Genomic DNA, 22,745 nt, shown 5'->3' with positions numbered 1-22,745 from the left:
TCTTTATACAGCGTTTAAAAGCAGCGACTCCAGAATTCATTAAACATCGGTTGGTCGCGTTGTTTGCAACCCGCCAGGTACTTGCATGGTCGGCGTAATTTCCATATGACCGACGTTAACGGCAATGGGCGCATCAATCGCAAAAGCAATCGCATCGGCGATATCTTTCGCAACAGGCAATTCATAGCCTTCAATGTAGTTTTTATAGGTGGCTTCTGAATCACCATGAACGTGAGCAAAAATATCGGTTGCCACCCGTCCTGGGCAAATTTCTGTCACACGCACTCGTTTTCCAAAAGCATCAATTCGTAATTGGCGAGAAAGCATACTCACGGCGGATTTCGTCGCATGGTAAGTCGAGTTCCCACCAAAGTTATAAGCGCCTGCGATAGAGCTGATGTTAATAATATGGCCACAATCGCGGGCAACCATACCTGGTAGGGTCAATCGACAAAGCTGTAAAACAGCACGCAGATTCACATCAAGCAGAGCATCAATCCCCTCAGCATCGGCTTTTAAGATAGAACCAGGTCGATCCACGCCAGCACTGTTGACCAAAATATCGAAATCGTGTTCAAGGCAAAGTGCTGTTAACTTGTCTAAATCCGTCACATCAAAAGCATGAGTAATACAACCGGTTTTTTTTGATAATTCCGCAAGCTTCTCTGCACTACGAGCAAGCGCATGCACTTCGATTCCTTCCTGAGTTAAACGCTCAACGGTAGCAGCACCAATGCCTGAAGAGGCACCCGTAATTAAGGCTTTTTTGTAAGTTGAAAATGGCATGAAATGTTCCTTTTAAAATAAAGTATGAGTTGGCTGATTTAGGATGAATGGCCCATAATCCGCTCTTGTTAAATTCAATTTATAGGTAATTTGAAAAAATGAATAAGATGAATTTTGTGTCTAGCAATAAGATTGCCTTATGTTTAAAAAACACCTTATAAATCAACTTTATAGTTTTGATAATGGCGTAATCACACCACCATTTTTTTCAATATAATGACGTATTTTTCCGGCTAAATTGACTGCACCATCAGTATCACCATGCACCAAAATGGATCGTGTTGGCATGGCGACTATTTCACCGTCATAACAAGTGACTGTACCGTCGTTGAGTAGCTGGTCAATTCGTTGCAGGACCTGTTTTTCATCCTTAATAACCGAGTTCGGCTTACTCCTTGGCACTAATAAACCCGATGCCTCATAAGCTCGATCCGCTAGAAAAGTGGTTTCTATTCTTAGGTTATGACGCTGGGCAGCACGCTCCATGGCCACACTAGAGGAAGAACTAATAATCAACTCAGAATCAAATTCTGCAACGATTTTAAGAAGCGCATCGGCCAGTTCATGATCGGCGGCGACTTGATTTCCCAACGCCCCATGAAAACTCATATGTGTCAGCTTATGACCTTCCGTCCGAGCAAAACCCGAGAGTGCGCCAAGTTGGTAAATCACCAGACTTTCTAATGCCTCAAGCGGCAATGCTATTTTATTGCGACCAAAACCCTGAACATCATCAAACCCAACATGAGCACCTAAATCTACGCCTGATACTTTTGTTGATCTGACAGTATTACGCATGATTAATGGATCTCCAGCATGGAACCCACAAGCCAGGTTAGCGGATGACAAAATGGGGATAAGTGCCGCGTCATCGCCCATGGTATAAGGGCCAAAGCCCTCCCCAAGGTCTGCATTTAAATCAATTTTCATAACATAAAACCTAAATTTTGAGAGTCGTACTGAAAAAGTTCCGTGCCGTATTCCACGACTTGACCGTCTTGGATTTCTGCCTGCTCAATGACCGATTTTTTAACCGCACGTACCGGTAACTGCAGTAAACCAACATGAATCGTGGCCAATAATTCTTTTGCTTCAACTTGTCTGGGGAAGCCTAACTCGCTATTAAAAAGGTGCAGTATCCCAACGGTTGGCGACACGATGGTCTCTTTAGCACTTTGTGATTTAGAGAGGCTACCTTGCTCACAAACAGACATTTGCAACTCGGCTGACGGTATTTTTTCTGCGGTAATATTTCCGCTTTGCTCACGTTTTAAATGGATGGACGTTAAAGCATTCTCTAGCCGCAACTCGGTCAGATCAGAGCGGTTTAGTAATGAACTCAAGGTTGTGATGAATTCGACATCAAGTTCCGAGGTATTTTTATCCATCATACGAATGCCTCCTGTAGTGAAATCATCTGCTTAATATCATCAAGATATCGTTTGTTTTGTTGCATGGCTGCTGCCGCGTCTTTAAGCGAAACCTCTTTAAAAACAATGTGTTTCCCTATCGCTGCTTGCCCTATTCGCCAAAGATCAGCTTCAATTACCGTGCCAAACTTCGGATAGCCGCCTGAAGGTTGAGCATCACGCAGCTGAATAATAGGTTGGCCTCCCGGCGGAATCTGAATCACCCCCGGAACGATACCGTGAGAAAGGGTTTCAATCGGTTTCTCAGGGCGAATTTCCGTACCATGCAGACGATAGCCATAGCGGTTACTCTGCGGCGTGACCTTCCAACGATTGCTCCAGAAAAGCGCTTTCGCTTCTGCGGCGTATTCGTCGTATTCTGCTGCAGTAATAACACGCAGCTCGATGGTATTTTCCTGTTCAAAAGCCAGCGCGGATAACGGAGATGTCATACCAAAATCTAATGGGCGATTATCCGTTGCTTGGATGGCGGGTAAGCAATCACCTTTTTGCAACATACGCCCCTCTAGCCCGCCAAACTCGCCTCGTAACTGCGTGCTTCTGGAACCTAAAACAACCGGTACATCAATACCGCCACCCAATGCTAAATAGGCTCGACACCCTGTTTTAGGCCGACGAATGGTGAGTACTTGTCCTGCCTTAGCTGAGTACGCCCACCAAGTCGGCAACCTACTGTTATCTAAAGAAACCTCTCCTTCTGCTCCCGTCACGGAGAAATCACAATCCTGCGTAAAACGCACTTTAAAAGGGAAAATTGGAATCTCAATGCACGCTGAATTTTCAGGATTCCCCAGCATGATGTTAGCGGCAGCTAAGGAAAGCTGATCCATCGCACCAGCCGTACCCACGCCATATCGGCGAGACGTTAAGCGCCCAAAATCTTGCACAGTACAAAGTGCGGCAGAAGACATAATCTCAATCATTGAATGATCTCCTCGACACAAAAACGGATATAGTCACCAGGACGGCATAAAGCAGGCGGCATTTTATTGACATCAAAAAACTGCATTTTGGTACGACCTATGGTGTTCCAACCACTTGGCCCTTGTGACGCGGAAACCCCGGTCTGTACACCACCGATAGACACGGCCCCACCAGGAAGGTCAGTAATAGGCACTTGCCTTCTTGGCGTGGCCAAGGTCGGATCCATTCCACCGAGATAACAAAAGCCGGGGTGACTCCCTAACGCATAAACGGGGTATAACGGAGCGGTATGACGACGCACAATTTCTTCTATCGATAAACCGGTATGCGCCACCACATCCTGCATGTGTGGCCCACACTCAGCTCCGCCATAAATCACTGGCAGATCAATCACCTTGCCATCTTTTTGAATACCTTCAACATGGCGCCAAGCGTCAAGCAATTTGGCTTTTATCGGTTCAATGTCCTCTGGCAATTCAAGATAGGTAATCAGGATGTTGTTCATACCAGGAATCGCTTCTAATACATTCGGCCAACGTTCGACTTGCTCCGCTAACCCCCAGATTTTTTGCTGGGTTTCAAGCTGCAATGGCGCAGAGGCTTGCAGCAAAATGCCAGACGTTCCTAACAAGCTAATGAAAGGCTGCTCTACATTGGCAATCATGATGTGGCCTCCTTGGCATCACCCGATGGGCTCAAGAGTTTTTCTAAATAATGAATATCCACACTACTCGACCGTATCGAAGGGTCATCCAACAATGTTTGATGCAACGGAATATTGGATAAAATGCCACTTAAGTGTGTTTCTCTTAACGCTAAGCGCATTTTAGCAAACGCCTCATCACGGTCTTTGCCATGGGTAATGATTTTCGCCACCATAGAATCGTAATAAGGCGAAATCACTGCACCGCTATAAATGTGTGTATCGACACGCACCCCCAAACCACCTGGCGCCTCCCAACCCGTAATCTTGCCCGGCGTCGGCACAAAGGAATCGGGATCTTCGGCGTTGATTCGACACTCCAGCGAGTGACCTTTGCATTCAACATCGGCTTGCTCTAATGGCAGTTTTTCACCTTGAGCGATTTGAATTTGTAATTGGACAATATCTAGCCCTGTGGTCATTTCCGTCACCGGATGTTCAACCTGTATACGGGTATTCATTTCGATGAAATAGAACTCGTCATCTTCATAAAGAAATTCAAAGGTTCCCGCACCTTGATAACCGATTGCCATACAAGCCTGTGCACATCGCTCACCTACTCTTGCTAACAGTTCACTGTCTACATTCGGAGCAGGCGCTTCTTCTAACACCTTTTGATGACGACGCTGTAATGAACAATCACGACTTCCAAGCCAAATGGCGTTGCCATGAGAATCACTCACTACCTGAATTTCGATGTGCCTTGGGTGTTGTAAGAACTTTTCCAGATACACTTCCGGATTACCGAAGGTTTTACGGGCTTCTTCTTGTGTGAGCTTCACCGCTGACAGCAACTCACTAGGGTCATGAACGATTCGCATACCACGACCACCGCCACCCGCAGAGGCTTTTATAATGACAGGAAAACCGATGTTTTCTGCGATCGTCAGTAGACTCGATTCGTCTGAGCCTAGTGCCCCTTTTGAACCGGGCACACAGGGAACGTTGCTCGCCAGCATGGCGTTACGTGCGGCAATTTTATCGCCCATAACACGGATATTTTCTGGCGAAGGACCAATGAAAATCAGTCCGGCTTGCATCACTTTTTCTGCGAACCCTGCATTTTCGGATAAAAAACCATAACCGGGATGGATCGCTTGTGCGCCAGAAACCTTAGCAACCCCCAATAAAGCCGCTTGATTCATGTAGCTCTTGGTCGAATTCGCAGGACCAATACAGTAAGCTTCATCTGCCAACGCCACGTAGCTGGCGTCTTTATCGGCCGTTGAATACACCACCACCGTGGCTAGATCGAGCGCCTTACAAGCCCGCAGAACCCTTAACGCAATCTCGCCTCGGTTCGCTATTAGCACCTTGTTGAACATAAAAACCCCCTTAAAAATATCGATCTAACCAATCACAAATAGCACTTGACCGGATTCCACTTCATCACCTGATGCCACGCGAATCTCTCGCACGGTACCGGACGCTTCCGCTTCAATAGGGTGAAACATCTTCATCGCTTCTAACAAACACAAGGTTTGGCCTTCGGTAACAGAATCACCAATCGACACATAAGCTTTTTCATCTTCTGATGGTGACAAATACACCACACCATAAAGCGGTGATTGCACCGATACATCGCTATTGTCATGAATGGGTAGAACGATTTCAGCTTGAGGTAAAGGATGGTCAGAGTCGGATACGTCAGTCGATTCACTAACCATGTCCGATGACCAAGAGAGGGAGTTTGAAGAGGTCACCCCTGCGGTATTTTGTTTGCTGCGCTGCAATGTCAAACTGACCTCACCCTCTTGGTAAGTCAGTTCTGACAATTCCGATGAGCTCATAAGCTCTACTAATGACGTAATTTTTTGAGAATCCATAGGCGTGCTTCCAGTCGCTAAAACATTGTCTAAATGCGTTAGCAACTACTCTAAACACCTAAGTAAACAATGACTAAGAGGGTTTTTGATTGGTGAGATAAGAGACTCTTATGGTTACGAAACAAGCGACGTTTTATCGGTTAACACGTCCCCCGCTAACAACTCGCCAACCAATTCCAATAAAATATCTTTTACCGCTTGTGCAGGAATAGAAAGAGGCAAATGATCAGAAAGACACAACGCCAGTGGCGCTTCGACTATTGGTGATGTAATTCGACACAATTTCGCCTCTGTTTGATCCGACAAAGCAATCGCGGCCGACTCAGGTAGAATCGTTACCCCTAGATCATTTTCGATCGCCGCCGTCAATGTAGTGGTGGATTCAATCTCGGCAATAATATTGGGGGTCACACCAATACTCAGGCACGCCTGATCCACCAATTTACGCACCACGTTGTACTTTCTTGGCATTAATAAATTCCATTGTGCTACCTCTTTCAAAGGCACATCGGAGCGAGGTAAATCTCGGTTAGGAGAACTCACCAGATACAAGGGTTCCTTAACTAAAGGCACAAAACTCAATCCATGAATCACCTTATCACCGTATAACACCCCCATATCCATACGACCGCTCATGATCAGCTCACTCAAGGTGGTGCCGAAGTTTTCATTGAGATACAAAATAATGCCGGGATGCTTTTCTCTTACACGTTTTAACAAGGGCCAAGACAAAGTCGAGGCAGCGGTACCCGGTGCAAGACCAACAGACACATTACCGGTCAAAGCTTTGCTAGAGGCCAACACATCGCCCATAGCTTGCTCGCATTGACGCAAAATCACCTGTGCATGGGCATACAAGATTTTGCCCGCTTCCGTGGGTGTCACGCCTCGTTTCGTGCGAATCAACAGTTGCTGTTTTAATTCACCTTCTAACGTGGCCAATTGCTGGCTTAACGCTGGTTGAGCAATAAAGAGCACTTCAGCGGCTTGAGTCAGACTGCCGATATCGACAATTTTTACAAAGTATTTTAATCGAGTCAGATTCATTGGTTTGACCTATCGTTTGTTATGACACATCACCACCAATACGCACAATTCGTACCAAAGCACCCAAATTAAATCTAAAAGCTCACACAACGCCACAAAACCACAGGATTCATGCAGCCTTTTACGCATCAACCAACATAAGAAAAAGTGATAGCAACTTACAACAATAAGAAAAAACGCACTAAAAAGGGACAAAACACACCAGCAAATCGATTTTACAATCATCATTCACACAACGCATAAGGCTTGCTTATATAACCAGAACAAAGTCGTTTTGGTCTTCCTTTCTGATCATCGCTAGGCTAGCTCTACTTCGACACTAGTTAATTAGTGCCCATTTAATTCAGTACCAATTTATAATGGTGACCCTTCATGCAAACACAAAGAATTGCCTCTCGCGTAGCTAACATAAAACCATCCCCTAGCAGCAGCGCGGCAGATCGAGCCAATGAACTTCGTCAACAGGGTCGAGACATTATCAGTCTCGTGGTTGGGGAACCCGACTTCGATACGCCATCTAATGTTGGTAAAGCCGCTTGGGAAGCCATTCAACGAGGCGAAACACGCTACACCGCCAACAGCGGCAGCCAAGCGATGCGCCAAGCCATTAAATCGAAACTAGAACGCGAGAACAATCTGCACTATAACGAGAACGAAATTGTTGTCACTAATGGCGCCAAAGCGGCCATTTTTACCGCGTTTTTAGCCACCATTGAAGCCGGTGACGAAGTAATTATCCCAGCACCTTACTGGGTGTCCTATCCTGACATGGTGATTGCCTGTGAAGGCACACCAGTGATTGCACAATGCTCTGAAGCAGAGGGCTTCAAATTAACTGCTGAGCGATTGCGCTCTGTTCTTACCGATAAAACCCGTTGGTTAATCATCAACTCGCCAAGTAATCCAACAGGCGCAAGTTACCACCATGACGATTACGTTGCTCTAGCCGAGGTGTTAGCCGATTACCCAGATGTGTTGATCATGACCGATGACATTTACGAGCACATCCGTTACGACAATCAAGAAAATGTCCATTTGCTGAATGCCGCTCCTCAATTGAAAGACCAAACTGTACTGATTAATGGCGTATCTAAAACCTATGCCATGACTGGTTGGCGAATTGGTTTTGCCGTGGGTCCGTTTTACCTTATTGATGCTTTCCAAAAATTACAGTCTCAATCCGCTGGCAATGCTTGCTCGGTTAGCCAAGCAGCAGCGATTGAAGCCTATAACGGAGATCAATCTTTCGTCAAAACAAGCCAAGTAGTCTATCAACATCGTCGTAACGAAACCCTCGCGCTCATCAACAACATTGATGGCCTTCATTGCTCACCACCAGACGGCGCGTTTTATCTTTATGTTGGCTGTGAGAAGTTGATAGGCATGCAAACAGAAGACGGCACTGTCCTTGAAACAGACAACGACCTTGTACTTTATCTATTGGAAAGCGCCAATGTCGCCGTGGTTGCTGGCAGCGCGTATGGTTTATCACCTTACTTCCGCATGTCGATTGCGACGTCACAAACACAATTAAATGCCGCCTGTGAACGTATCACGACCGCACTGGCAAAATTAAAACAGGGCTAATTTTTTCTCAATCGACCATAAGAGACATTAATCAATATGGACTCTGTCCAAAACCCACAAGGGTTAACCACCAAACAAGCCATCCTTGCCATGATCGGCATCTCCGCTGGTCTGATGCTGTCCGCACTAGACCAGACGGTCATCGGCAATGCGTTACCCAGCATTGTCGCTGATTTGGGTGGCTTTGATCTCTATGCTTGGATTGCTACTGGCTACCTTCTCATGTCGATCGTCACCATTCCCATTTTTGGTCGGTTAGGGGATTATTATGGCCGTAAGCCATTCATTATCGTGGCTTGTGCTGTTTTCACGCTTGCCTCTTTAGGCTGCGCTCTCGCCTCGAACATCTATGTATTAATCATTGGTAGAGCACTGCAAGGACTGGGTGGCGGAATGTTAATTGGGACGGCTTTTGCCAGCATTCCTGACTTATTCCCTGACAACCGGGAACGCTTAAAATGGCAAATTTTTCTGAGCACGGCCTTTAGTATTGTAAATGCATTGGGGGCACCTCTAGGCGGTTTTTTGACCGACGCATTTGGTTGGCGCTCCATTTTTTACTTAAATTTGCCACTTGGCTGTTTAGCGGTTTTTTGTGCTTGGCAATACATTCCTTGGGTTCGACATACTAAATCGAATGATGTCTCACTGGATTGGATCGGCGCACTGCTTATCGCCTTAGCACTGTCTGCTTTTCAACTCTTTATTGAGCAAGTTCCAAAAGACGGCTTGAGTTCATGGGTAATTTGCTTGGCTTCTATACTAATGGGTGCCATTGTCTTCTTGATTTACCGAGAGCGAAAAATCCAGCACCCTCTGCTACCACCAGCTCTGTTTGTTGCCGGTACCGTCAGAACGTTCTTTTTGCTTTCTACTCTAGCGGGCTCTGTGATGTTTTCTCTGCTCTATTACACACCACTTATGTTCCAAGGGGCGCTAGGGTTTTCTTCGCAACAAGCTGGCATTCTAATTACTCCCATGGTACTCAGCATTACCTTGGGCGCGATTATCAACAGCAAGGTAATTCGACACTTAGACAACCCAAACTGGTTGCCGAGGTGCGGTTTCCTACTGCTGGCCATCGCGTGTTTTTGCCTAGCTTGTAGTACGCTACATACCCACTTTTACCTACTGTTGTTTTTTATGCTGCTGTCTGGATGCGGGTTGGGGTTCATTCTCATTAATTTGACGCTGTTTACCCAGAATTCCGTCACAAAAAACCACTTAGGCATTGCGACAGCCCTGCTGCAATCTCTTCGTTTGGTGGGCGGCATGTTGGGCACAGCAGTCACCGGATCATTTATCAATTTTCTCTATAAGCAGAACTTAGAAAAAACCTTAATAAACGCAGATCAACAGCAACATATCACTGAGTTAAGCAACCCCAATATTCTGATACAAACAAGCCACTCAGCGTCAAATGAATTACCAATCAATCTGGCACAACAGGTTTTATTAGACACCTTGAGTGTAGGACTGTTTGCTTCTGCTGGTATCTGCCTGATCGCCCTCTTCATCCTTTGGAAAGTTCCACCTATGGTTCTCTTCAAAAGATAAAGATAATTAATTCAAATTTAACAAACACTTAAACATTATCTCGGTAGAGAATCCGGCAAGCCTTTGACAACCTTGCTGCGGCAGCATCCATGCTGAATACGCCCATTTACTTTCACACAAAATAAACGAGACTAGATACGCATACATTTACTGTGTAGTAGAGAAATAAAACCAGCTTTACTCTCCGTATTTTTTTAATCGTTGCAAAACATTTGGTAAAGCATCCGTAAGATCCTCTGCAATTAACCCCACACCAAATTCATTTGCCACTTCTCCATGTAACCAAACCGCTGCTGCGGTCGCATAAAACGGCGTCATACCTTGTGCAATCAAGCCCGCAATAAATCCGGCAAGCACATCCCCTGCACCGCCTGTGGCCAGTTCAGCTGGCGCATTCGTGTTAACAATGGCTTGCCCATCCGGTGAGGCGATGATGGTGTCCGCGCCTTTTAATAAGACGATGGCACCACTCTCATGCGCTGCTTGTTTGACTCTACTTAATTTATCCTTTCCTGATTGTTCAGAAAGATGAGGAAACAAGCGCGCAAACTCTCCTTCATGAGGTGTCAGGACACAAGAACCATGAATGGCGCTAAACAATGTTTCTGGCCGTTCAGAAAAGGCAGTCAATGCATCCGCATCCAAGACACAAGCTCGACCACATTTTAATGTCTCTAGCACGGCGTGTTTAACACGGTTCTTGTCGTTTCCTTCTAACCCTGCGCCAGGACCAATCACCACCACATTAAAACGAGGGTCGTTCAGCACCTGCTGAAACGCCTGCTCAGGTTGATGTGTCTCCAAAGGTTTTACCATCACTGATAACATAGATGAGGCATAGACTGACCAGCTCATCTCTGGTACCGCTAATGATACCAGCCCCGCTCCTATCCGCTGTGCCGCTCGCGCGCTTAAACGACTGGCCCCCGTCATCCATTGACCACCATAAATCAGCACATGACCACGATGAAATTTATGACCATTTTGCTGAGGCCAAGGGTAGTCTTTTAGCCATAGATCAAGATGGTTTTCCCACGTTTTTATATTCAGCTCGTCCAGTACCGTCACAGGAATACCAATATCAGCAACAATAAGTTCGCCACACAAACTACGGCCTGGAAATAATAGATGCCCCGGTTTTTTACGAAAGAAGGTCACCGTTAACTCTGCAGGTGCAACCTGACCAAGCGCCACGCCCGTTGCCCCATCAAGCCCACTGGGAACATCCACCGCACAAATAGGCAAACCTGACTGAACAATGGCCTCCAACATCGCATAGGCAACACCGTCTATTGGCCGCGACAAGCCTGCTCCGAACAAAGCATCAACCACTAACTCAGCATTTTCTAGCTGTTTTGGTGATAAGGTCTGCCATTCCCCCTGCCATGCCTTAGCATGAGCTTGGGCTTCCTCCGACATACGGTCAATTCGCCCCATAAAAGCCAATGTCACAGACCAGCCATGCTGTAACAACGCCTGAGCAATTACAAAGCCATCGCCACCATTATTGCCAGGGCCAGCCATCACCAAAGTAGGACGTTTTGACCACCGGCCAATAATGGCCTCAACCACTGCGTTGCCCGCGGCGGTCATTAATGTCAAAGCCGGCACCCCTGCGACGACGGCAGCCTGATCTGCTTGAGTCATTTGTTGCGGTGCCAGCAAAACATATTGATTACCTGCCATATCATTAAAATCCTCAGAATAGGCGACATCTTATGCCGCCTAACAATAAAAAAAGCCAATCTTCAATGACGATAGATTGGCTAAAGGCACAACTGGATAACACCTTGCTTAACGTTGCGGCATATCCGCTACGCTATAGCCTAAACTCACTGTCGCATCTTCCGGTATTTGCGGCATGGTCTCATTCCAATCTAACCATTGCTGTCTCATGTTGGCGAGTTTATCTGGATATCGTTTCGCAAGATTGGCTCGCTCACGGGCATCATTGGTTATATTGAATAAATACTCATGCTCATCGACTTTTAAGTATTTCCAATCGTCTAAGCGTAATGCTCTTTGGGCTCGATGTTTCATACGCCAATATAAAGGGCGTTCAAAACGTTCCGTTTCGCCTTTAAGTACTGGCATGAGCGACACCCCGTCCACAGGATAATCAGGACTAAACACACCATTCCCAGCTTCAAGCAAAGTTCGAGACCAGTCCATTGTCATACAGTGTTGCATACTAACACTGCCTTTTTTGACAACGCCTGGCCAACGAACCACCCAAGGCACTCGAATTCCGCCTTCGGTTAAGTCCATTTTGCCACCGACTAAGGGCCAGTTATCAGAGAAGCGCTCGCCACCGTTATCACTGGTAAACACTATGAGTGTATCATCCGTCATGCCATGTTTATCTAGAGCATCCATAATACGGCCAATACCTTCATCCATGTGATGAATCATTTTTCGGTAAGTATGGATATTACCGCCTTCAAGGTGGAATAAGGTCGTCATTTTTTCAGACAAGTGCTCATCATCTCGAGTTTCCCAAGGCCAATGAGGCGCCGTGTAATGAATACTCAAGAAAAAAGGCTGTTCAGATTTTTCTTCTGCTCGACGATTAATAAAGTCTAAAGAATGTTCTGAAATCAAATCGGTTAAATAACCAATTTCTTTGTGTTCTTCTTCATTTATCCATAAATCGTGATCACCTTGTCCACTTTTATGAGAAAAATAATCGACCCCACCAGCCATGATGCCAAAGAACTCATCGTAACCCGATGCTCTCGGTCCAAAATGAGGTGGATAACCAAGATGCCATTTCCCCATCAAACCGGTGTAATAGCCTGCTTTTTTTAATTGTGACGGTAAAGTAGGAATATGTGGCGGCAAACCTAATGTGTCACTCCCCTTACTTCGGCTATTTATTGGCTCTTCTAAAGCCCCACGCAAACGATACTGATAGGCCATGGTCATTAGCGCAAAACGGGTTGGAGAGCACACTGGAGAATTCGCATAACCTTCCAAAAAAATCATGCCCTCTTCCGCTAATTTATCAATGTTTGGCGAAACTTGTCCAAACTGGGCTTCACGACCGCCATAACACCCTAAATCGGCGTAGCCAAGATCATCTGCGACTATGTATATTATATTCGTCATTATTATGCTCCCTTAAATCTCTGTAATACTTTTAAATCATGACGTAAATGCCAAACCCACAAGAAGATGGCTAATGAAATACCTATTTGATCCCATAAAATACCTGGGGCGAACAACATGATGGCAGCCACCAGGCGAGCGACGATTTCATAAAACTGCAATTTACGCATATGAAAACCCGTCAAGGCGGTCGCTGTTAATAAAATGCCAACTGTCAGTTTAATTAGTAGCCAGACCCAAGAAACCAAGTCAAAAGGAACACCCGAATCCTCCACGGTTAATAGCATTGGGTTAAAGGCAAAAGTGAATGGAATAATAAAAATCATGATGCCGACTTTAGACGCCTGAACAGAAGTACCGATCGGCCCACCTTTCGAAATACTCGCAGCAGCAAAAGCGGCAATAGCAACGGGCGGCGTGATGGCCGATCCGACGGCTATAAAAAATACAAACATATGAGCCGTTAAAGGAGCTAAACCAAGTTGTTCCATAGCTGGGATTGCAATCGTCGCCACCGTCACATAAGCGGGTAACGTTGGCATCCCCATACCTAAAACGATGCAACAAAAAGCCGCTATCAATAATGAAACCAGTAAAGAGTTAGACACCACACTGGCTAATAACACACTGAATTTAACGGGTACGCCTGTAGCGGATAAAGCCGAAATAACAATACTGACGGCCGCAATCGCCATCAATAAACCAGCAAATGTTCTACCACCAACACATAGGCTTTTTAACAGCTTGACTGGCTTTTTTCTGATATCTGGATTAATCAAACTCAATGGTAATAAACAAGCCAATGCTGTGATAGAAGCGCCTGATGGCGACAGCCCATACAGCAATAATGCGACAATAATGGCAAGGGGAATAAAGATCAGCAATAAGTTAAGGTAGTCTTGATTATTTGGCTTCTCAACACCATCATATTCATCGTCTGCTTTGATGTCTAAGCGACGTGATTCAAACACGATCATGGCAAACAAGCTGGCGTAATAAGCGATGGAAGGGACTAATACAGCAATAATTACCGTCATGTAGTTCACACCCACAAAATCGGCCATCACCAATGCAGCAGCCCCCATAATTGGTGGCATAATCTGTCCACCCGTTGACGCGGATGCTTCAACGGCACCGGCAAAATTGGGTGAAAAACCACGGCGCTTAATCATAGGAATAGTAACGACGCCCGTTCCCACAACATTCCCTACGGCACTACCGGATACCGTCCCGAATAAAGCTGAAGACAACACCGCCGCGTGAGCAGGACCGCCTGCCGTTTTTCGCATCCAATGAAAAGCGATTCGAATCATAGAATCACCGGCCCCAACACCTTCAAGCAAAGCACCGAGAATAATAAATGGAAACACAGTCGTGATCACAATCCCAAAGGTGCTACCTAAAATCCCCGTATCCAAACTGTATAAAAGGTTTTGAGCCAAGGTTTCATTTACATCATGACTCACCGTCTGCAAAGGCCCAGGCCAATATTGACCAGTTGCCATGTACAAAATCCCCACTACGCCCAGCAGCGCAACAGGAATGCCCCAAATACGCCAACAAAAGAACAAAGCACCAACAGATGCCAGAACCGCAATCCACATTTCATTCGAACTGAACAAAAACATGCCATCGTCCAATTCACTGCTAATTTGATAGAACGACCAACAACACCACAACATGCCAAACATCAAAACGGTACTGATCAGGGCAACGAAAACATTCGCCTTACCATCCAAATAACTTTTGTACATAGCAAACGCAACGGTCACAACACACAAAGCAAAAAAAGAAGCTCGAAAAGACACCAAAGGAAATGGTCCTAAACGAAAATCTCCAATAGCGGGCATGACATTCGCAAGCCCATACATACAAATGATAAAGCTCAATATCGCTATGACTGACGAAACAACGCTAAGAGACAAGCGAGAGGAGGACATAAAAAACTCCCTTAAATGGAGACGAGCGCCTCCATTTAATTAATATGACAAACAAATAGGAACGTAAGAAGATTACTTAGGCATTAGTTCAGCCGGGATATCAACACCGATCTCTTGGTAATAACGCACCGCCCCTGGGTGCAAGGGGGCATTAACACCAGCAAAATAATCCGTTACAGGCAGGTCTCTAAAATTTGAATTCGACTCAGCTAGAGCGAGACGATTTTCGATATAATCTTTCGTCAAAGTGTAGGCAGTGTCATCAGAGATGTCTTTTTTAACCGTCATCATCATGACCGTTTGCCATGTAATAACAGGGCTTTCATTTACTTGACCCGGATAAGTTTTTGGTGGAATCACAGCGGTTTGCATCCCTAATCCTTTCGGTGGCACCATTTTTTCACCTGGGATGCCAAGTATACGAATATCATTAGACAAACTCAGCTCTGCAACCGCTTGAGAACCGAGACCAAATGTCCCCACATAGACGTCAAATTGACCATCTTGATAGCTTTGCGTAGCAGCACCCCATGGGGCTTTTATAGGATCATATTCACCTTCTGACAATCCCCCGGCGTTCGCCAATGCAATGATTTGTTGGTTAGCAGCCCCTGCTGGTGGTCCGATAAAAACGCGTTTTCCCTTGGCCTCTGGCCAAGACGTTATACCAGAGTCTGCACGGGTAATGGCATGATAATAACTGCCCGGAATAGTAAATAATGCTCGCACATTATGAGACAAATCTTTGGCTTTATCTGACATTTTTGCATAAGGTCCTACACCTTTTTGCAAGGCTGAAAAAGCAGGCGGCGGTACAACTGCAGAATCTAAACTGCCCTTTGCGACTTTAAGAAGTGACTTAGTCAGAGTTTGATTCAATGATAATTGAACATCTACACCACTTTTAGACCAATAAGGTGCCATGGCTTGAGGAATCATTCCTAAAAGACTATTAGATGACGCTGACTCCATACCTATTTTTGCCGCCAGTACCTGACTCGACAGCAATGATGTTGCACAAACAACCCCCAAAGTACCAATACCTTGACGTAAAAATCTCTTCATATTCTGCATTATGAACTCCACCTTGCTTATTATTTTTAAAAAGGTGAGTTCAATCTAACCTGCAAATTGATATCCGTAAAATACTTATTTAAAGCACTAATCAATCAAAAATGAATACATTAAAATTTTAAATATTCATTTTTGTCGATTAAGAGCATTCTTTTGTCATTTTACGAATACAAACTGATTGTTTACTATCTTCAGTCAGCTTGGGGCGGTCTTGTTTCCTCCATTTCGCCAATCAATTGGAAAACGCATGTTAAAATCCCTACTTCTCGCTTTATTTCCTTTTATTTATTGGGGCCGACAACTCACTATTGCAGACCTCCCAAAAGACCTTATGGCAGGCATTACTGGCGCTGTCTTAGTCCTTCCACAAGGTGTGGCATATGCCTATATTGCTGGATTACCTCCGGAGTTTGGCTTGTATACTGCCATAGTGTCTGCCGCTGTTGCCTCATTATTTGGCAGTTCCTTCCATATGATATCTGGCCCAACCGCTGCTCTTTCCATCGTTGTCGCCTCTGTTGTTAACCAAGTGACATACAGTGGTCTCAGCGAGCAATTAACCATAGTCGTCACTTTGAGTTTTTTAGTTGGCATAATTCAATTCACCCTCGGCACCTTAAGATTAGGGGCTTTGGTTAATTTCATTTCACATACCGTCATTATTGGTTTTACGACAGGGGCTGCCATCCTCATCGCCACCAGCCAAATCAAGCATTTATTAGGAGTGTCACTGCCGTCTGATTTAAATTTTGTCGACGAAATTAATGCTTTATTTCATACTCTGAGCAACACCAATCTCTATGCTCTCGCCATCGGTGCAACAACCTTTATCTCCTCAATACTGGTGAAAGCCATTAACCGAAAACTCCCCTATTTACTGATTGGAATGTTAACAGGGAGCCTACTGTGTCTTTTGTTAAACGCACAGCAACATAATGTTGCCATGGTAAAAAGCATGTCTGGCAGTTTACCCCCTGTGTCAATACCTGATCTGTCTTTAGCCACTATGCAATCTCTGTTTTCAGGCGCTTTTGCTGTGGCACTTCTTGGCCTAATTGAAGCTGTCTCAATTGCTCGTGCGATTTCCGTTCGCTCTAAGCAAGTCATTGATGGCAATCAAGAGTTTATTGGTCAAGGCATATCAAATATGGTTGGAGGATTCTTTTCTTGCTATACCAGTTCGGGTTCCTTCACTCGTTCAGGAGCCAACTACGATGCTGGAGCAGCCAGTCCTTTAGCCGCCGTGTTTGCCGCTGTTATTGTTGCGCTGGTGATTTGCTTTATTCCATCCAGTACGGCGTATTTACCTTTACCAGCGATGGCTGGCAGTGTCTTACTTATCGCTTGGAATTTGATCGACAGCAAACACATTATCGACACGATAAAACTGAACTATGCTGAAGCATGTATTTTAATCGGCACATTTTTATCGACCCTATTTATCCCATTAGAATACGCCATCTACTTAGGCATCATTTTATCCCTCGGTTTTTATCTACGTAGAACCTCTCGTCCACGTCTCATTAAAGTCGCTCCCCTGCAAACCGCAAAACATCGAATGATTCGTAACATTGATCGATACAACTTAAACACATGCCCACAATTCCAAATGATCCGCATCGATGGTTCATTGTATTTTGGCTCTGTCGATTATGTTCAAAAAGAAATCGCTAAGCACACACAGCAAGGCCCTAGTAACCTCATACTGGTCGCTAAAGGAATTAATTTTATGGATGCCTCAGGGGTACTTTTGTTGGAATCAGAAATAGAACGCATCAAGAAACTCGGCGGAGATTTACTTATGTGCTCTCTAAAAGGTACGGTATCCGATGAAATTAAAACAATGCCAACATTTCAAAATCTGTTAAAGCATCATATATTCGATAATTCAAACGAAGCCATCAGAGAGATGCTGGACAAGATAGACAAACAAAAATGCGCCGTTTGCGAATCAAGAATATTCAATGAGTGCCGCCAATTTCCCAATAATAAACACAATTCAATAAACCATTGACGAATAAGAGAATGTCTCCATGGAGTCCAAACACCTCATATATTTAGCCACCATACTTGATAAAGGCTCCATTACGGCCGCTGCAGAACACCTTAACCTGGCTCAGCCTACTCTGACTCGAGCTATGGCAACTCTAGAAATGCAGGCCGGTACTCAGCTGTTCACTCGCAGTCGATTTGGTGTCACCAGTACCCCTGTGGGAGAATCTCTTGCTAGAGAAGGTCGAGCCATTACCCGTCGCCTAAGTGCGGCACAAGAACAAGTATCGCAATTCAAACTTGGCATTAAACAAAATTTACGCATTGCGTCAGGTTCCCTTTTAGCCATGGGGGTATTACCTAACATTATTGATCGTATGATTGAAGAGCACCCAGACGTATCTTTGACCATAACCTGCTTAAACCCTTCTATCGCCTTAGAAGGATTACTTGATGATCAATTTGATATCATCATTGCCCCGCAATCATCAGAAAGAAACACTACCAGTCTTTATAGTGAATTACTAAAAGAAGACAAAATAGGTATTTTCTGTGGCCAGCAACACCCATTAGCCAATAGAAATGACATTCAGATAGAAGATTTCATGTCCTTGAACTGGTTAAGTTTAGGCATCGCTTCTTATTTTGAACAACAAACCACCGAAATGCTTTCATCCTATGGTATTCATGGTGCAAGAACCAAAGCAATATATCGTAATGATGCTTATATGCTAATGAAAATGTTAGCATCTGGTCGCTATCTCGCAGCACTACCACACTTTCCGGTTACTGTGATTAAAGACGAGTTTTCAATTCGAGAATTAAAACTCAAACACATTCAGCCTGTCTCCCGTGACTTGTATCTATGGTGTGTCAGGCCGTTACAAGAACAGTTCGCCTTTCAGTCTTTTCAAAAAATCGTCAAAGAAGTATTTGAAGAACTAAGTAGCGAATAAAATAAAAAAACAGCCTATTTTAAAATGGAAAATTACCAACAAAATCGGCCTAAACAACTTGCGCTTCCCTAGCCCCATTAGTGTGAAAATCTAGTTTAAAAAAGCTCATTGGCGAGCTTTTTGTTTTTGATAAACATAGAATAGATCTAACTTAGATCTCAATTAAAGGCTTTTTCGAAGCGCTCCAACGCCAATCTAGGGTCATCAGATGGAAAGCCTTCAAAGCCCACAACCCCTTTATAGCCTATCTTACGCAAATGCTGCGCGATGGCAGGATAATTCATCTCACCTGTTCCTGGCTCTTGACGTCCTGGTACATCAGCAATTTGAATTTCGCCTATATGCGGCAAATAGCGAGTCAAAGAGTCCAAAATATTCCCTTCGTCAATTTGCTGATGATACAAATCCAGCATCATTTTCAGGTTTGGATGATTTACTTCAGACACCAGACTAAAGACGTCTTCCGCAGTGGCAAATGGCGTGCCTGGGTGGTCTACTTTTAAGTTAAGGTTTTCCAGTACAAACATCACATCATTTTGTGCACCGATTTCAGCGATTCCTGATAACACTTTATACGCCTTAATCCAGTCGCGCCCCGACACAACAAGACGTGGATTAACCGGCAAACCTTTATTATCAAGGCCAGTACCGTGTAAATTAAGACGCGGCACGCCTAATTTCTTCGCAGCCGCAACGGATTCATGAATGCTAGCAATCAAACGATCACTGTTCTCTAAAAAATCCCCTTCGATGTAGCCCGTCATGGACGAAAACTCGACGCCCGTCGACGCCAACGCGTCAATATCATGATTGGTCCAATCCCATAACTCTGGCAAAAAACCCAGTTCAGAAATCTTCTTCACCCTTTCAACAATAGATAAGTCAGTGAACATGGTTTCTGCACAACAGGACAGAGTAAATTTATCCATCGATATTCCCTCTTCTAAGCGTTTAACATCGTACAAAAAGGCTTATGACAATCACTTATATAAAAAGATGCTTGAAAACCAGACATGTGTTTTAGGTAACGGTTTACCGAAACAAGACGAGCAAAACAACATGATCATCAAGTTGACGCTATTACGACTCGTTTTCATCTTTTTATTGTCATACTAGTAACAAACGATATTGGGTGTAGGCTGATTGTTGCCGAGTATGCAATCTATGATTCTCACAAGTCAATCGTTATTGATAGATTCTGAATCGCCACTAGTTAGCTAGACACCTTTTAGTTAGATAAAATGACCTAATTGAGAGGTATTTATGAGCAAAGTACGTTACCCAGAACAATTCAAAATTGAAGCGGTTAAGCAAGTGACAGAAGCAGGCTTTAGTGTTGCAGAAGTAGCTAATCGCTTAGGCACCACTACCCACAGTTTATACGCTTGGATTAAGCGATATGGTCCAGAGGCAGATTCGTTTGCAGAGGCCTCTGCCGAGTCGAGCGAGATTCTTCGTCTTCGAAAAGAGCTCAAGCGAGTGACGGAAGAGCGCGATCTGTTAAAAAAAGCCGCGGCGTACTTCGCAAGCCACCCAGACTAAGATACGCCTTTATCCGGGATCACAGTGCCGACTTTCCAGTAAGGCGTCTGTGCAATCTCTTCGATGTTCACCCTAGTGGTTATTACGTTTGGCTGAAAGAGCCAAAATCAAAACTCGCTAAGGAAAATGAGCGGCTAACAGGTCTTGTCAAACAACTGTGGCTGGAATCGGGGTGTGTCTACGGTTATCGAAAGATCTATCAAGACCTGAGATCCTTGAATGAATCTTGTGGAATTAATCGAGTGCACTATCTAATGCGAAGAGCAGGTCTCAAGGCTCAGGTGGGTTACCGTAAGCCTAGAGCTCGTTCAGGAGAAACGCATACGATAGTCAGCAATGTGCTTGAAAGACAGTTTAATCCAGAAAGCCCGAATACAGCGTGGGTTACCGATATCACCTATATCCGAACTCATGAAGGCTGGCTGTATTTATCCGTCGTGCTTGATCTCTATTCGCGTCGAATCATAGGCTGGAGTATGGGGCCAAGAATGGTGAAGGAACTTGTTCTTGATGCACTGATGATGGCTGTGTGGAGAAGAAAACCAAAGCAAAGGGTGACAATTCACTCAGACCAAGGCAGTCAGTTTACCAGCTATGATTGGCATAGATTTTTGGATGATCACAATTTACAAGCCAGCATGAGTCGATGTGGAAACTGTCACGATAATGCTGTTGCAGAAAGCTTTTTCCAGCTTTTAAAGCGAGAACGAGTGAAGCGAAAGATTTACTCGACAAGGGGCGAAGCAAAACAAGACATTTTTAATTATATAGAAATGTTTTATAACCCTGTCAGACGCCATAGTGCTAATGATATGTTGTCACCTGTTGAGTATGAAAAACTGTTCGAAAAGATGACTGAGAAGTGTCTATTGACCTAGTGGCGATTTATAAGGCTATTTTACATTTTATAAGATTAATTTAAGAAAAATGTCTGTATCTCCGTCATAAAAAATCACTTTTGACGATACATTTTTTCATCTGCAAGGTGAATTAACTCATCCAAATTTTCACCATCATTTGGGTATTGCGCACAACCTACAGCAGATGAAACCGACATAACCAATCCATCACACAAGAAGGATGAAGAGATACGTTGTTTGAGAAATTCCACGTATGTCGGCGGATCAATATCAGCTTTCATAATAACAAACTCATCACCCCCAATACGAAAGGCAACATCATCTGCTTCCAATGAGGATTTAATTCGTTGAGCTACCTTCACCAAAACCTTATCACCGCATTTATGACCATGTTCGTCATTAATTTGCTTAAACTTATTCAAATCAATAAAAAATAGGGAGAAACGAGCGATCTTATTCGCTTCTACCTGCAACCTAAATTCATCAAATTTTTTCGTTAAATACGCCCGATTGAACAAGCCAGTCAGACTGTCATGAGTGGCCATGTAACTCAACTTTTCGTAACTAATTTTCCACTCGACCAAATTATGGATTAGGCTTTGCACCTTAATCATCGTTTTGTCTAAGCCAATATCAAGCAAACTAGACGGTTTAGCGATCGCCAGCACGCCCTTTATCGAATCATCAGAGAAATGAATCACTGAACTTGTCATGCCCAGCTGCTGTCCTGTATGAGTTACAAACCTATCCAATTCTTGCCCCAACACTTCTTTGCTATGGATACAGCGTTCGATCTCTATTAACAATTCCTCTTCAGGCTGCCCCGAATGACATCGGAAAACAGGCTCTTCCCCTCGAATCAATGAGAAATGAACGTCAATGACGCTAACCTTATCCGTAATCTGGCGAATAAAACTGGCAACAAATTCTTCTGTAGAAAGCGTCTCATCTGACGCTTTTTGAAAGTAATCTTTTTCAATTTTTAACAGAGCTTCATTAAGACGCAATTGCTTTTCACGTTTTACCAGAGAAGAGTAATCAACAATTCGAATTAAAATGCCCGTCATGTCTGACAGTGGCGTCACAGAAACGGACACGCTCAGAGCTTGCTCGTACACTATTTTCTTATTTCGATAAAGTGGCAAAATATTCTTGTGAATTCGATAAGACATCACACGACTTAAAGAAGAATTAACCGCACTATCAACACTTTCCAGTAACGCAGGCGAAACATCCCCTTCAAACACCTTATCTAGTGGTTGCTCATAATAGTTATCATCCACTAGCAATGCATGATTCTGCACCCACTCATTAAGATAAACTGTTTTGCCCTCGGCATTGAGGATAATTATGCCCCCCTCAATACTGCCAAATGAGGACAACAAAACGTCAATAGGAATTAACTCTTTCACC

19 protein-coding genes are annotated in these 22,745 nt (G+C 44.3%); 5 read left to right on the top strand and 14 right to left on the bottom strand.

The annotated features are described in order from the left end of the window. Positions 1–39 precede the first annotated feature (39 nt). From ACHUFM_RS00600 to nac, 8 genes are all read right to left on the bottom strand, one after another. A complete protein-coding gene (locus ACHUFM_RS00600; protein WP_394178552.1) occupies positions 40–786 on the bottom strand; it encodes an SDR family oxidoreductase in 747 nt (248 codons plus the stop codon). Between the two features lie 168 nt (positions 787–954). Next, on the bottom strand, positions 955–1,716 hold the full coding sequence (locus tag ACHUFM_RS00595; RefSeq protein ID WP_394178550.1) for a LamB/YcsF family protein: 762 nt from the start codon (positions 1,714–1,716) through the stop codon (positions 955–957). Continuing rightward, on the bottom strand, positions 1,713–2,177 hold the full coding sequence (locus ACHUFM_RS00590; protein ID WP_394178548.1) for a hypothetical protein: 465 nt from the start codon (positions 2,175–2,177) through the stop codon (positions 1,713–1,715). Before ACHUFM_RS00590 ends, ACHUFM_RS00595 begins: the two co-directional genes overlap by 4 nt. Further along, a complete protein-coding gene (locus ACHUFM_RS00585; RefSeq protein WP_394178546.1) occupies positions 2,174–3,139 on the bottom strand; it encodes a 5-oxoprolinase subunit C family protein in 966 nt (321 codons plus the stop codon). Before ACHUFM_RS00585 ends, ACHUFM_RS00590 begins: the two co-directional genes overlap by 4 nt. Further along, positions 3,136–3,804, bottom strand: a complete 669-nt coding sequence (gene pxpB, locus ACHUFM_RS00580) for a 5-oxoprolinase subunit PxpB (protein ID WP_394178544.1) — start codon at positions 3,802–3,804, stop codon at positions 3,136–3,138. Before pxpB ends, ACHUFM_RS00585 begins: the two co-directional genes overlap by 4 nt. Then, positions 3,801–5,168: an acetyl-CoA carboxylase biotin carboxylase subunit gene (gene accC, locus ACHUFM_RS00575; RefSeq protein ID WP_394178542.1), complete on the bottom strand. Its 1,368-nt coding sequence runs from the start codon at positions 5,166–5,168 to the stop codon at positions 3,801–3,803. The genes pxpB and accC overlap by 4 nt, the downstream gene beginning before the upstream one ends. A gap of 24 nt (positions 5,169–5,192) precedes the next feature. Beyond that, entirely contained in the window at positions 5,193–5,669 is a 477-nt protein-coding gene (gene accB, locus ACHUFM_RS00570; RefSeq protein ID WP_394178540.1) for an acetyl-CoA carboxylase biotin carboxyl carrier protein, read from the bottom strand. A gap of 114 nt (positions 5,670–5,783) precedes the next feature. Continuing rightward, positions 5,784–6,716: a nitrogen assimilation transcriptional regulator NAC gene (gene nac, locus ACHUFM_RS00565; RefSeq protein ID WP_394178538.1), complete on the bottom strand. Its 933-nt coding sequence runs from the start codon at positions 6,714–6,716 to the stop codon at positions 5,784–5,786. A 372-nt stretch (positions 6,717–7,088) separates the two neighbouring features. Here nac and ACHUFM_RS00560 point away from each other — a divergent pair, with 372 nt between their 5' ends. Together ACHUFM_RS00560 and ACHUFM_RS00555 are read left to right on the top strand one after the other, a co-directional pair. Then, the gene (locus tag ACHUFM_RS00560; RefSeq protein WP_394178537.1) at positions 7,089–8,303 is read left to right on the top strand and encodes an aspartate transaminase; all 1,215 of its coding nucleotides are present in this window, start codon (positions 7,089–7,091) and stop codon (positions 8,301–8,303) included. A 36-nt stretch (positions 8,304–8,339) separates the two neighbouring features. Further along, positions 8,340–9,860 (top strand): MFS transporter, encoded by a 1,521-nt coding sequence (locus ACHUFM_RS00555; protein WP_394178535.1) that lies wholly within the window; start codon positions 8,340–8,342, stop codon positions 9,858–9,860. A gap of 177 nt (positions 9,861–10,037) precedes the next feature. Here the strand turns inward: ACHUFM_RS00555 and ACHUFM_RS00550 are convergent, their stop codons facing one another. The 4 genes from ACHUFM_RS00550 to ACHUFM_RS00535 all read right to left on the bottom strand — a co-directional run bounded on the left by ACHUFM_RS00550 (position 10,038) and on the right by ACHUFM_RS00535 (position 15,982). After that, positions 10,038–11,546, bottom strand: a complete 1,509-nt coding sequence (locus ACHUFM_RS00550; RefSeq protein WP_394178533.1) for an NAD(P)H-hydrate dehydratase — start codon at positions 11,544–11,546, stop codon at positions 10,038–10,040. Positions 11,547–11,654: 108 nt separating this feature from the next. Continuing rightward, complete coding sequence (locus ACHUFM_RS00545) at positions 11,655–12,968, bottom strand: sulfatase family protein (protein WP_394178531.1); 1,314 nt, start codon at positions 12,966–12,968, stop codon at positions 11,655–11,657. A gap of 2 nt (positions 12,969–12,970) precedes the next feature. Continuing rightward, complete coding sequence (locus ACHUFM_RS00540; protein ID WP_394178529.1) at positions 12,971–14,908, bottom strand: TRAP transporter permease; 1,938 nt, start codon at positions 14,906–14,908, stop codon at positions 12,971–12,973. Positions 14,909–14,980: 72 nt separating this feature from the next. Continuing rightward, positions 14,981–15,982 (bottom strand): TAXI family TRAP transporter solute-binding subunit, encoded by a 1,002-nt coding sequence (locus tag ACHUFM_RS00535; protein ID WP_394178527.1) that lies wholly within the window; start codon positions 15,980–15,982, stop codon positions 14,981–14,983. A 247-nt stretch (positions 15,983–16,229) separates the two neighbouring features. Between ACHUFM_RS00535 and ACHUFM_RS00530 the strand changes: the two genes are divergently transcribed. Together ACHUFM_RS00530 and ACHUFM_RS00525 are read left to right on the top strand one after the other, a co-directional pair. After that, a complete protein-coding gene (locus tag ACHUFM_RS00530; RefSeq protein ID WP_394178525.1) occupies positions 16,230–17,996 on the top strand; it encodes a SulP family inorganic anion transporter in 1,767 nt (588 codons plus the stop codon). Between the two features lie 19 nt (positions 17,997–18,015). Next, positions 18,016–18,930 carry a LysR family transcriptional regulator gene (locus tag ACHUFM_RS00525; protein ID WP_394178523.1) on the top strand — a complete coding sequence of 305 codons (915 nt, stop codon included), beginning with the start codon at positions 18,016–18,018 and terminating at the stop codon, positions 18,928–18,930. A 158-nt stretch (positions 18,931–19,088) separates the two neighbouring features. On the opposite strand, the gene ACHUFM_RS00520 is transcribed toward ACHUFM_RS00525, so the two are convergent. Then, positions 19,089–19,859: a TIM barrel protein gene (locus ACHUFM_RS00520; protein ID WP_394178521.1), complete on the bottom strand. Its 771-nt coding sequence runs from the start codon at positions 19,857–19,859 to the stop codon at positions 19,089–19,091. Between the two features lie 334 nt (positions 19,860–20,193). On the opposite strand from ACHUFM_RS00520, the gene ACHUFM_RS00515 reads away from it, so the two are divergent. Beyond that, a protein-coding gene (locus tag ACHUFM_RS00515) for an IS3 family transposase (protein WP_394178519.1) occupies positions 20,194–21,350 on the top strand; the annotation gives its coding sequence in 2 pieces (ribosomal slippage) (positions 20,194–20,439 and positions 20,442–21,350; 1,155 coding nt in all). Positions 21,351–21,424: 74 nt separating this feature from the next. Here the strand turns inward: ACHUFM_RS00515 and ACHUFM_RS00510 are convergent. Then, the gene (locus ACHUFM_RS00510; RefSeq protein ID WP_394178518.1) at positions 21,425–22,744 is read right to left on the bottom strand and encodes a sensor domain-containing diguanylate cyclase; all 1,320 of its coding nucleotides are present in this window, start codon (positions 22,742–22,744) and stop codon (positions 21,425–21,427) included. Position 22,745: the final 1 nt, after the last annotated feature.

The organism is Marinomonas posidonica (assembly GCF_043643765.1).
Taxonomy (GTDB): domain Bacteria; phylum Pseudomonadota; class Gammaproteobacteria; order Pseudomonadales; family Marinomonadaceae; genus Marinomonas; species Marinomonas posidonica_A.
Note: the sequence above shows the minus strand (reverse complement) of the source record. Positions and strands in the feature narration are given on the sequence as shown.